This is a genomic window from Dokdonella sp. (assembly GCF_041395345.1).
Classification (GTDB): domain Bacteria; phylum Pseudomonadota; class Gammaproteobacteria; order Xanthomonadales; family Rhodanobacteraceae; genus Dokdonella.
Genome location: NZ_JAWLAR010000001.1, coordinates 47,843 through 60,323 on the forward strand (window position 1 = coordinate 47,843; position 12,481 = coordinate 60,323).

General features: G+C 62.2%; 8 protein-coding genes. All 8 read right to left on the bottom strand.

Going from position 1 to position 12,481, the window contains the following annotated elements:
* Nucleotides 1–31: 31 nt before the first annotated feature.
* The 8 genes from R3F00_RS00215 to R3F00_RS00250 all read right to left on the bottom strand — a co-directional run bounded on the left by R3F00_RS00215 (nucleotide 32) and on the right by R3F00_RS00250 (nucleotide 12,371).
* On the bottom strand, nucleotides 32–2,533 hold the full coding sequence (locus R3F00_RS00215; protein ID WP_371279672.1) for an RND family transporter: 2,502 nt from the start codon (nucleotides 2,531–2,533) through the stop codon (nucleotides 32–34).
* A 10-nt stretch (nucleotides 2,534–2,543) separates the two neighbouring features.
* Nucleotides 2,544–3,701 carry a WD40/YVTN/BNR-like repeat-containing protein gene (locus tag R3F00_RS00220; protein ID WP_371279673.1) on the bottom strand — a complete coding sequence of 386 codons (1,158 nt, stop codon included), beginning with the start codon at nucleotides 3,699–3,701 and terminating at the stop codon, nucleotides 2,544–2,546.
* Between the two features lie 107 nt (nucleotides 3,702–3,808).
* The gene (locus R3F00_RS00225; protein WP_371279675.1) at nucleotides 3,809–5,191 is read right to left on the bottom strand and encodes a DUF1329 domain-containing protein; all 1,383 of its coding nucleotides are present in this window, start codon (nucleotides 5,189–5,191) and stop codon (nucleotides 3,809–3,811) included.
* Nucleotides 5,192–5,211: 20 nt separating this feature from the next.
* A complete protein-coding gene (locus tag R3F00_RS00230; RefSeq protein ID WP_371279676.1) occupies nucleotides 5,212–7,113 on the bottom strand; it encodes a DUF1302 domain-containing protein in 1,902 nt (633 codons plus the stop codon).
* A gap of 23 nt (nucleotides 7,114–7,136) precedes the next feature.
* Nucleotides 7,137–9,290: a hypothetical protein gene (locus R3F00_RS00235; RefSeq protein WP_371279677.1), complete on the bottom strand. Its 2,154-nt coding sequence runs from the start codon at nucleotides 9,288–9,290 to the stop codon at nucleotides 7,137–7,139.
* A 145-nt stretch (nucleotides 9,291–9,435) separates the two neighbouring features.
* A complete protein-coding gene (locus tag R3F00_RS00240; protein WP_371279678.1) occupies nucleotides 9,436–10,311 on the bottom strand; it encodes an NAD-dependent epimerase/dehydratase family protein in 876 nt (291 codons plus the stop codon).
* Between the two features lie 29 nt (nucleotides 10,312–10,340).
* Nucleotides 10,341–11,375: a sensor histidine kinase gene (locus tag R3F00_RS00245; RefSeq protein WP_371279679.1), complete on the bottom strand. Its 1,035-nt coding sequence runs from the start codon at nucleotides 11,373–11,375 to the stop codon at nucleotides 10,341–10,343.
* A 45-nt stretch (nucleotides 11,376–11,420) separates the two neighbouring features.
* Nucleotides 11,421–12,371 (bottom strand): sodium:calcium antiporter, encoded by a 951-nt coding sequence (locus tag R3F00_RS00250; protein WP_371279680.1) that lies wholly within the window; start codon nucleotides 12,369–12,371, stop codon nucleotides 11,421–11,423.
* Between the last annotated feature and the right edge of the window lie 110 nt (nucleotides 12,372–12,481).

Here is a 12,481-nt window from a genome sequence, read left to right on the forward strand (position 1 = left end):
CCGTCGATCCGTCCGCTTGCAACAGCGACGATCAGGCGATCTTCTCGGTTGGCCGCAGCAGCCAGCGGCACAGCGCTGGCAGGAACACGATGGCGGCAATCATGTTGACCACGAACATGAAGGTCAGCATGACGCCCATGTCGGCCTGGAATTTCAGGTCCGAGAACACCCACGTACCGACACCGACAGCCAGGGTCAGTGCGGTATAGAAGATCGCGATTCCGGTCGTCTTCAGCGAAGCGAAGTAGGCCTCGGTCAACGGCTTGCCCGCCTGCAGGGACTCGTTCATGCGCGCGAAGATGTAGATGCCATAGTCGACGCCGATACCGACACCGAGCGCGACGACGGTCAGCGTATTGATCTTCATGCCGATATCCAGATAGACCATCAATGCGTGGCCCAGCTCGGTGACGAGAACCAGAGGCAGGACTATGCATAGCGCCGCGCGCGGACTGCGGAAGCTGATCAGGCACATCAGGAACACGGCGGCGTACAACATGTAGAGGATCAGGCGCTTGACCGCACGCACCTCGTCGTTGATCGCCGCCATGACACCCACATTGCCGGTGGCCAGACGCAGGTTGACCTGGTGCAATCCTTCTTCGGGTACGTCGCCACTGGCCGTCTGTTCGGCAAGCTGCATGCGCAGATTCACATCCGGACCATGCCAGGCATTGTTCTCCTCGCGGAACTTCTTCACCGCGGCGACGACCCGATCGATCGTCGTGGCTCGATGGTCGGTAAGAAAGGCCATGATCGGCATCGCGCTGCAGTCGGCATTGAGCAGGCCGGTGTCTGTTTCAAAGCCCTGGGTCGCGAGGCGCAGGGTGTCGGAATCTCGCGGCAGGACGCGCCAGCGGATATTGCCTTCGTTCCAGCCTGCGTTGACGACCTTGGCGGCCATCGGCAGGGTCATGACCTGGGCCACGCCCTCGACATTGCGCAAATGCCAGGCGAAACGGTCGACCAGCTCCATGTAGGGATAGCTGTTCGTGCAACCTGACGGCGGGCCTTCGGCAATGACGCTGATGATGTCGACGCCCAGTGCGAACTTGTCGCTGATCAGGACGGCATCCTGGTTGTAGCGTGCATCCGGGCGCAGTTCAGCGACTCCCTTCTGCGCATCGCCAATCATGACCTTCTCGCCATAGCGCTCGGCCACGAACCAGACCGCGATGCCGATGACAAGAATGATCGCCGCCGGCACGGGACGGCTGAATTTGGCCAGCACGGTCCAGATCTTGTCGAACTGGGTCAGTTGTCGCAGGCGGTAGGCGCGCTTGCGTGGCAGGTTGCGCAGGCGTGTGTACGAAAGCAGGACGGGCAGCAGCACCAGATCGGTGAGCACGGTCAGTGCAACACCGATGGTGGCGGTGATGGCCAGCTCGAAAATGATCCGGATCGGAATCACCAGAATTGCCGCGAAACCGATGCAACCCGCGGCCAGAGCCACCGAGCCGGGGATGAGCAGGGCGCGGAACGCGCTTCGTGCGGCGGTCTCGGAATCGACGCCCGTGCGATGGCTGAGTTCTTCGGGCGTGCCTTCCTCAAGTCCGCCGAAGAATATCTCGCCGCGGTACCGGTTGATCATCTGCTCGCCGTGGCTCACCGCTATGGCGAATATCAGGAACGGTGTCAGCATGTTCATCGGGTCGATGCCGAAGCCAAGCAGGCGCAGTGCGCCGAGCATCCAGATCACCGAAATCAACGCGCAGAAGACGGTCAGCGAAGCAAGCTTGACCGAAGAGGAATAGATGAAGAGCAATAGCCAGGTGAAGGCTATGGTCAGGCCAAAGAACCAGATGACCGACTGGGCGCCGGCGGTAATGTCGCCGACCATCTTGGCGAAGCCGATGATCGCTACCGTGGTGTTTTCGTTTTCGTACTTGGCGCGGATCTCATCGAGCTGAATGGCGATCTTGTTGTAGTCGACCTTGACGCCCTGCTCCGGATTTTCCGGAACCAGGTCGACCCAGATCATCGCTCCCGAGAAATCCTTGGCGACCAGTCGGCCGACAATGCTGGCCTTCTCCATGTTCGCCTTGATCGTGGCGAACTGCTCCGGTGTGGCGTCGAATCCTTCGCTGTTCGGCGTGAAATCCTGGGGGATGACGTTGCCACCGGCAAAGCCGTCCTCGACGACTTCGACGAAGCGCACATTCGGCGTGAAGATCGAGCGCACCCTCGCCTCATCGACACTGTCGATGGCCTTGGCGTCCTGGGTGATGTTCTCCATCGTCTGGAAGAACGGCAGGTTGAACATGTCGCCGTTCTTGTCCATGACCGCGATGAGCACGCGGTTGGCACCGCCGAACTCCTGCTCGTAGTCGATGAAGGTCTGCATGTACTCGTGCTGGAGCGGAATCTGCTTCTTGAACCCCGCATCCACGCGCAATTGTGCGGCGAAGTAGGTCAATACGATGGTGACAATCGCGAACAGGATGAGGACTATCGGTCGGCTACCGAACACGAGGCGCTCGGCGCCGCGGTGGAATGCGTTGGGTTGCTTGTTGCTGGAACTGCCTGCGCTCATGGTGTCCCCGTTACTTGGGCTGGAAGCGACTGAGGCCATTCTCGCTGGCGATCAGCAGCTCACCGTCGTTGCCGATCGGCTGAACACCGGCGATGACGCCGGCTGCGTTGTCCGTTGCGGCCTGCAGTGCAGCGCCTGGGTTTGCGCGATGCAGGATGATCCCGTTGGCACCAACGATGACGAGACCGCCGTTGTCGAGGCTCTTGCCCCCCATCAGGCTCAACTCGCTCCCGGTGGGGATTTCATTCCAGGTGACACCGAGGTCCGTTGATTCGAAAACATGACCGCGCAGGCCGAAGGCAACCACGCGCTGATCCTCGAAGCCGACAACGCCGAACATGGAACCATCGTAGGGCAGCTGTGAGCGTGTCCAGGACAGGCCACCGTCTGTCGAACGGAAAACGGCGCCACGCTCGCCAACGATGACCAGCCCCCCGCTTCCGGTTCGCGCAATGCCGTTCAGATGCGGATCGGCTTCCATGCCGATCGTCAGCTCGGCATCGCTGAACACCGAGCTGCCGAGATCATTGTCGTCGTGCAACCCATCTGCTGCGAGGTCGTCTTCGATCTCGAGATCGTCGGCCATTGTCGGATCGGTTTCTTCATCCGCCTGACCGGAGGGGATGCGCAGGCCATTCCAGGTCTTGCCGCCATCATTGGTCGTGAGAAACATCGCATAGGCACCGATGGCCATGCCATTGTTGGCGTCAGTGAAGAGCACGTCGAGAAAGGGCGCGCCCTGACGCAGGTCGTAGGGATCAATGCCTTCGCCCGGTTGACCGCGCGGATCGCGCCGCTGGATTTCCCAGTTCTCGCCACCGTCGGCACTGTGCAGGATGACACCGTCGTGGCCGACCGCCCAGACCTGATTGCCCACGGCGGAGACGGCTGTCAGGGTGCTGCGCAGCGGAACGCCGGCGGACTGGGTCCACTCATTGCCATCCGCTGAAATCATCACTTCGCCACGCTCGCCCACGGCGATGAAACGGTCACCGCTTCGGGTGATGTCGAGCATCGTCGCCTTGCTCGCCAGCGGCAGCATCTCGGCCGGTCGATCGAGCGGGTCGGCCGGGAGGTTTGCCGATTCCTCTGCGTGAGCTGCCAGGGACATCGATAGCGCCGTCAGCGCCAGGGCTGCGGCCGCGAGGCCTGGATTGAAGCGCTGCATGCGGGTTACCTGTGCTTGGCGGGCGGCCTGATAAGGCTGCCCTGTTTGTCCAACAGGCCGCCGACTTCCTTGCGGGAAGGCCGGCGGCAGACACATGGAGGCAGAACTTACTGGATGCCGCGCTGGCGCAGGGACTGCGGCGAGAACATGGCCGGAGTCGTCTGGAACGAGAAGTCGTACATCTCGTCCTGGTTGTCGAGACCCACCGAAATATAGCGTCCGGATTTCAGATCGTGATGATCCTCGAGGGTCGACCAGAACACCGGCACATCGTAGTAGTTGACGCTCGGTGCCTCGGAGTAGCGCCAGAGCTCGAGCTGTGCATCGTAGTGATCGGTGGTCAGGATCTGCCAGCTGTCCTCGTCGAGATAGAACGTGCGACGCGGATTGATGTGGCGCTGGCCGGGGCGCAAGGTTGCCTCGACGACATAGACGCGATGCAGCTCGTAGCGCAGGTAGTCCGGATCGACATAACCCGGCTTGAGCAGATCTTCGACCTTGGTATCGGAACTGTGTGCCTTGTACGAATTGTACGGGACATACATTTCGCGCTTGCCAACCAGCTTGTACTGGAAGCGGTCCAGCGAACCGTTGAACATGTCGGTCATGTCCGTCGTACGCAGGTTGTCTGCGGCGGTGCCGGGGTTGTCGTAGGCGATGTTCGGCGCACGACGCACACGTCGCTGACCGGGATTGTAGACCCAGGCCTGGCGCGGTCCGATCTCGGAGTTCAGGGTTTCATGGACGAGCAGGATCTGGCCGGCGAGACGCGGCGGAGAAATCACTTCCTGGAAGAAGTAGATCAGGACGTTGTTGATTTCCTCGAGCGTGGCGCCCTGCCGATAGTAGAGGCCCAGCAGCTCTTCCTTGATCTTGACCAGGACATACTTGCCGCTTGCCGTTACCGGCGCCTGGGTGGACCAGCGTCGTGCAGACACGCCCTTGTACTTGAGCTTGTGGTTCCAGATCGCCTGTGGCCCGGCTATCAGGGGATCGCTGCTCAGAATCGGGAATGGAATGCCTTCTGCGACGTTGCTGACGCCGTCGCCTTTTTCGCCGCCGACCAGCTCACCGGTGGTGGCATTCTTGATGGTCATCTCGTAGGTGCGCTGCGGATTGGATGCCGAGCGCCGGGTTGGATAGACGATCATCTTCCATTCCGGGTACTTGGCAAACATGGCCTGCTGCCCGACCGAGAGCTTGTCCCCGTACTCCTTGTAGTTCTGCGCCGTGATCGTGAACAGCGGCTTGTCGGCGGCATAGGGATCAAGATGGTGCATGCCTACCTTGTAGCCCGCGGGCGGTTGGGTGATGCCACCGGTCCAGGCCGGAATCGTGCCATCGGCATTGCCGGCGCGCTCGGCGCCCATGGGCGTCAGCGGTGTTCCGGTGACGCCGAGTTTTTTCGCTTCCTCGGCACTGACCTTCGCGACCGCGGCATTGGCCATCAACGCGGTGGCGATGACAATGGCGAGTCCTGCAGTTTTCATGATTCTCATTGGTCGTACCCTCAGAACGAATAGCGGGCCGCGATCTGTAGGAAATCGCGATCGTTGATCAGATTGAAGTTGCCCGCGCCAAAATAGTTGGTGTAGGCGATGTCGAACGCCCATTGGCTCAGGTAGTTTGCTTCCATGCCGATGGTGACGGCCTTGCGTCCATCCAGGAAGCTGCCACCCGGTCCCGGCGTGGTTCCGTTGACATCCTGCTGGAAGGCGATGCGCGGATTCAGGCTGATCGGCGTGCCCCAGACATTGTCATAGTTGGCGCGCGCAGCAATCCGGTAGCCCCAGGAGAAGCGGGTCGGGAAGCCGTCGACCTGCGTGATCGGATTGCGACCGACGCCCGAGTTGACGTCTCCGCCGCCGCCGGTGTCGGTGCCGTCGCCCTGAAAGCGCAGATTGTCGGGCAGGTCGACATTGACGAAGCCCACCTCACCCACCAGGGCGATCTGATCGGAACCCAGCCAGTTGCCCGGCCCGAACACCTTGGTTGCGGTGAACTGCAACTGGGCGACCTTGTGCCGCTCCCAGCCCTGGATTTCCTGGCCCGGTCCGAATGAGCCCAACTGGCTGTTGAAGCGCAGGTAGGGCTGCGGAATGATGGCGTTCAGCGGAGACAGGCCGGCAAACAGCACTTCGACATCGTCGATCTGATAAGGCTGGTTCGGCCGATAGCTCAATTCACCCTGGAGAGCGACGCCGCTGCCCTCGAGCAAGGTGTTGAAGCTGACACCGAACAGATGGATGTCCTCAGGGTATTCGGTGAAGTAGGAACCCGAATTGACCGCCGAACTGACCACGGAAATGCCGCTGATCAGGGGCAGACGGCTGTGGTAGTTGAGGGCGTAGAAGCCGAACTCGGTATTGTTCAGGCTTTCTGCCAGATAGCGCAGCACGATGCCGCCCTGGCCGCTGTCGGATGCATAGCGTGTATCGCCACGCGGGAACGCGGCAGAACAGCCCGCTGCAACCAGACTGGGTGGCAAACCGGTGTCGCTCTGGTCGTAGTTGCCCTGACCGCAGACGCTGGCGAACAGATCGGTATTGATGACCGGCTGCGGCACCGTACCGAAGTTGAGCATGACGTAGCGGCCGCCGATCACGGCGAAGTCATTGGTGGAGAAGAAGCTGCCGACCGGATCCGGGTCGGTCTTCTGGAAGTCGAGCAGGTACACCGCTTCGGCCGAGAAGTTGTCGGTGAAGTTGTACGAGGCCCAGAGCATGTTGACTGGCAGGAACGCCGACTTCAGCTCGGAACCGGCCAGACGCAGCTTGGAGACATCGACCGGGTTGATCGAGTTGATGCCGCCCTGGATGAAGGTACTCTCGCCCCAGCTCAGCACCTGGCGACCAAAGCGCACGGTACCCTGCTGCTCGCCCAGCGTGAAGTTGTGGAAGATGAAGGCGTCGAGGATGCGTCCCTGCGTGCCAACGCGATTGCGTGCCGCCTGGGACAGATTGCCGCGGTCGGCATTCTCGAAATCATAGAAGGTGGTGCCGCGGATGAAACCGCCCCAGTTGTAGCCATAGTTGATGCTGACTTCGACCAGGGCGCTGACCGCGTTGGAAATCGGATCCCACTGGTCGTAGGCCAGGTCACCGTCGTCGCCGTTGACCGAGTAGCGGCCCTCGGCTGCATTCTGCGCGGCGCTGCCGAGACCGGCCTGGAAGATGGTCGGATCGAACTGGGCCTTGCCGATCAGGTCCGGATCGGCATCCTGGGTACGCCAGCCAACGCCGTAGGACAGCGTGGTGTTGACGACGAAGTTGAACCCCTCTTCCTCACCCCAGGCGAAAGCCTGTGCCTCGCTGGCGGCGCCGGCAAATGCCAGCGCCATGGCGATCGAGAGGGTGGACAATGCCGGACTGCGAAGTCGCGAACCGGCCCGGGATGTATTGCTGGTTTTCATTTTTGACTCCAGTGCCAGGTCGGTTATTGCGTCTGGATGACGGAAGGATTGCTGATCTGGACGGCATTGCCGCCGCTGACCTGCAGACTCACCATTTCACCCTGCATTTCGGCGGTTGCCGTCGGATAGGTTGCAGGGTTCAGCAGTGAGCCATGATCGCCTACCGTGAAGCGTACGGCGCCACGGATACCGGTGGCCGATTGGGTGGTCTGGGTGATGCTGCTCAGGCCGAGGATCCGGATCAAGGGTTCGGTACCGGACAGCGGCGCTCCGGGCACGCTGTTCGGAATGACCTGGTCTGGCAGCACATCGCCGCCACCGACCACTTCCTGGAGCAGCAGGTTCTTCGAAGCGTTCAGGCTGTTGTTGCCGGGCAGCGCCCAGTTGATCGGATCGCCGGAGTCGATGACGGTCTGGGTGGCGACGAAGAATGCCGCGTAGTCGGGCGTTCCGGGCTGCAGGCCGAGCGCGGCAAGTCCGGCGCGAATGCGCGGACCGAAGGTCGGCGAAGCTTCCAGCAGGTTGGCAATACCGCCACCGGGCACGTTCAGCAAGGCTGTCTGCACGTTCGGGTTTACACCCATGAATACGGTGCCGATGATTCCGCCCAGTGACTGGCCGACAAAGCCGATCTTGTTGGCATCGAAATCGACACCACTGCCGCTGGTCGTATAGCGAGCCGTCGGAATGGCCCGGGTCAGCTGGAGCAGATCGACCACGGCTTCCCGGAGGTTGTCGCGCGAGGTCAGCAGGCTTGGCAGATTGATGAAGTACGAGCCGGAAGGATCGGGCACGCCATCCGGACCTGCTGCGCCCGTCGAGTTGTTGATCAGGTCGATATTGAAGGTGCGCTCGGTCGATCCGAGGCTGGAATAGAGCGGGCTGCTGGTGTTGGTGATGCCGTGCAGCGGCGCATCAATGGCGATCACCGCGAAACCCTGCGACGCCAGCGAGCCGGCGATGGCGAACGCATCGGTACGATCACGCGTGATGCCATGCTGAAAGATCACGATCGGCCAGCCGGTTGGCGGCTTGCTCTTGCCCGAAGCGGCATTCGGGATGGTCAGGACCAGCGGCACCTTCTGCGTCGACGTGGCCACGGGCAGCGGATTGGCGAAGGTGACGAAGGTGGAGGTCGGATCGAGCATGCCTGCGAACGGCGGGATGTAGGCGCCGGGTGCCGCATGCCAGAACGAGGTCAATGGCGGGCACGCCGTGGTCGGAGTGCATTCCGTCACGCCGGGAGCGGTCAGGTAGTAGGGCAGATCCAGCGAACCGACATAGACATCGGCGATCGGCGGCAATGCGGCATTGATGGCCGAGAGATTCAATCCGGTCGGCACGATCTGCGTGGCGGTTGCCGGCGAAGCTGCGGTGCGTTGCTGAACGGCACCGATCACCGGCGTGATGCTCTGCACGGTCGCGACCCAGGACAGCACGATCTGGCTGCGGTTGACGCCGGCAGATGCGGCAGCGGCTTCCTGCGAGTTGGTCAGCTGGCGCAGCGGCTCGAGCGCACAGGCCTGCAGGTTTGACAGCAGCGGCTGCTGGGACACGCCATCGATGCACAGCGGCGTCGTGCTCTGTGACAGGAAGTAGGTCTGGTCCGGGGTCGCGTCATTGCCGCGGCTGTCGGTGATGTTGTCGGTCAGCACAGCCATGTACGAGGTGAGCTGCTGCAAGGGCTTCAACGGCACGATGGCCAGTTGGGTCGGGCTTGCAAGTGTCGCGACATAATCCACATTGGGCGTAAGTTCACGAGTCACACCAGTCACAACACTGCCCGGGGCGAACAGGGTCACCTGGAATACTCGAACCGAAGTACCTGCCATCACCGAAGATGCTTTCACCGGCACCGAGAAGCCGGTGACCCAGGGGGCCACGGCGCCGAAGCCATCCTGCGTATTCATGGCCACACGCGGATCGCCGAAATCGGTCGGATCAGCGACCGGAATGTTCAGGGTCAGATCCGTGGTTCCGGACAACAGCAGGTTGGTCGGAAACGGAATGATGCCGTTGCTGGGATCGAATCGCGCCGTGATCACGCCCGTGACCGGCGAGCCATCGTTGTTGGTTGCGACCGGCGTATCCACTGCACGGGGACTATTGCTCCCACCGCCGCATGCGGCGAGGAACAGGGACGGCAGGAGTGCCGCCGCGATCAATCGGGCCTGCATTTGAAACCCCTTCTTGTGATGATTCTGCAGCTTCATCTTAGGCCGTTCAAACGGTCGTTGGCAACGTCTTCTTAACGGAAAATCACCAAGCGCAACAATATGTTGCGGCGCACCATACGGTCGAGAATGGTGTACTGGCCAGTACTCAACCGAGCGTCCAATCGCTCCAGGTTGCCGCGACCGGCCGAAAACTCCGCGGCGACCAGCCGAGATGCGAGCGCGCGAGCTGATCATCGGCGACCAGGTCGCGTTTCAGGCGCTCGATGGCCTGTGTCGTGATTCCGCGCCACTGCGGGCGCAGGCGAGCCAGATGCAGTGCTGCCCGCAACGTTGCGAACGACAGTGAAATTCCAAGCGTTGATCGCGGCAGGGATGCTCGCACTCGCGACATCATCTCGGCAAAACTGAGCTGCTCGCCGCCGCCAAGGTCATAGGTTTGCTTGCGCGCCAATGGCTCTTGCGATGCGGCCAGGCACGCATCGGCCAGGTCCTCGGCGTGTACCGGCTGGCGCAGGCCGGTGGCGGCAGGGAACTTCGGGAACACGCGCCAGCGCATGCCCAGCCGCGCCAGCGGGGTCAGGCTGCGATCGAGACCGGCTCCGTAGATCAGGGTCGGCCGCAGCAACGTCCAGTCCAGATCTTTTCGATTTGCCGCGTCGGCGAGTTGCTGTTCGGCTTGCTGAAGGGTTCTGGCGAGATCCCGTTCGCGGGCATCGGCCGAGTCGCGCTTGCTCAGCACGCTCATGGATCCCAATGCGACGAGACGGGGATTGCCGGCAACTTGCGCGTGTTCAATCCAGTTCGCGAATCCGTTCAACGGGCCGAGACTGAAAATGCTGTCCAGCGGTCCGAATTCGGGCATCGCCGAGAACAGATCGCCACGAACCCAGCGCAGGCTTTCTTGGCCGGAGTCTCTGGGCCTGCGGCTCAGCGCGATCACCTCATGGCCGCAATCCAGCAGCTTCGGGATCAGGAAGCGGCCAATCTGGCCGCTTCCGCCAAGCACCAGCGAGCGAACCACGCGATCGCCCCGATTCGGATGCGCGCCGATCAGCGACTGCCCGACAAGGGCAGGTTGCTGACCGCGGCCGCCGCCGTGATGGGCAGGCTGACTATGACGCTGGTGCCGGTTTCTGCGGACGAGCGCAGATTGATGGTGCCGCCATGCGCCTTGATGATGCCCTGGGCGATGCTCAAGCCGAGGCCGAGCGCCTCCTTGCGCGTCGAGAAGAAGGGCTCGAAGACTTCCGGCAATGCCTCGGCGGCAATCCCCGACCCGGTATCGCTGATGCGGATCTCCACGTTGCGGACGCCGCCGGCGCGGGTATGCACGGAGACTCTGCCGCGGTCGCTGATGGCCATGGCCGAATTTTCGAGTATGTGCAGGAAGGCCCGGCAAATCTGCGCAGGCAGGCAACTGATCTGGGGCAGATCGGCATATTCCCTGACCACGACGATACGATCGCCCCAGGTCGGCGCAAGCAGACCCAGTGCCGCATCCATGACCTGATTGACGTCGGTCGCCTGCACGCCCTCGGTGTCGGGTCGGGTCAGATGACAGAGGCCATGCACGAGCGTCGAGGACCGACCCAGTCCGACCGCCGCCTCGCTGAGCATCGACTTCGAATCGGTCAGGATCGAGCTCTTGTCCAGCTCACGGCGCGCATTGAAAAGCTGCCTGCGCGCTTCTTCCACGTGCTTCACCAACTGGTCGAGTCCCGCCTTGTCGGCGCCGAAGATCATTTCCACGGGCTGCAGGCAGTACTGCACCGCCGCATCGTAGTTCTTGACCAGTTGCCGATAGTCGTCGAGCAACTCGTTGATGCCCTCGACGTTGCTGCGCGCGAATCCGAGCGGCGGATCCACTTCGCGCGCAACCACGGCTGCGATCTGGCCGACCACGGTCATCGGCATGGCCTGGAGCAGGCGTGCCTGAGTCGACTTCAGGTGTGCAATTTCGTCGGCAAGATGCATGCGCTCGTTGCGCAGACGCTGGGTCGTTGCCTTTTCGTCGCGCAGACGAACGAACAGGTAGCCGAGGCCCCCGATGGCAACCAGTATCAATATCCAGCTAACCCATTCCATGCAGGCTTTCTCCCGAATCCGGGCCGCAGTATAGCGATGCCCGGCTCAGGCGGAAGTCAGCCACAGTTCAAGCGCGACAATCACCGCGTAGCTGACGAGCAGGACCATGCCTTCGCGGCGGCTCAGTTCGCCGTCGCTGCGCATCATCGGATACACGGCCAGAGCCAGGGCAAACAGGGCTGGCAACTCGAGCCGCATCAGTGAGGCTGAAACCGCCAGCGGCTGCCACAGCACAACCGCACCCAGCACGATCAGCAGACCGGCGCTGGCGCCGAAAAGAGTCTGACCCAGGGCCAATTCGCCGTGGCCCCGGCGTGCCGCCAGCAATGCCGTGGGTGCGCCGGCCAGTGCACTTGCCGGTCCGACCACCAGCAGCCCGAGGATCAGGGGATTGACTGCCAGAATCGCGGCGAGTCCTTCGCTGCCGTCAATCAATCGCCATGCGCCGAGGCCAAGCAGGGCCATTCCGAGCACAAGCCGCATCAGAAGCATGGGCAGACCAAACACGCGCGGTGCTTGTTCAAACAGGGCCGCTGCCGTCGCTCGCTCGCCAGCAGCGGCGCGCACGATCAGGACGATGGCCATCAGGCCGGCAGACAACAGGACAAGGCCATCGACGAGTGAATAGGCCTGATCGAAACCAAGGGCAAACACCAGCACAACCGCAACGAGCAGGATCGGGTTGATCCAGTTGAGCACCTTCAGGCGCGCAAGCAAGGGTGCGAGCAGCGCCGCAAGTCCCAGCAGCAGTCCAAGCTGGGCAATCGATCCACCGACGATGCCGCCCAGGGCCAGCTCGTGTTCGGACATCCATATTGCCGCCAGGGCCAGGGCCGCCAGCGGAAACAGGGCGGCACTCGCGGCTGCGATCAGGGCAGCCGCATAAGCCCTGGGCTGACGTCGCACCAGCAAGCCGGACATCCCATTCGCCAGTGAGTCGCTCCCCAACAGCAAACAGACGATACCCAACACGATGTTCCCGATTTCAGCCAGCATCTCGCGCCCTCCCAGGTTTCCTGCGGCTCAGTCTAGCCCGAACATTTCATCCGGTCGCAGAAAAGCCTCGAGCAGGGTCGGCCGCGCTTCCCGCAGACCGCCGATGTGCG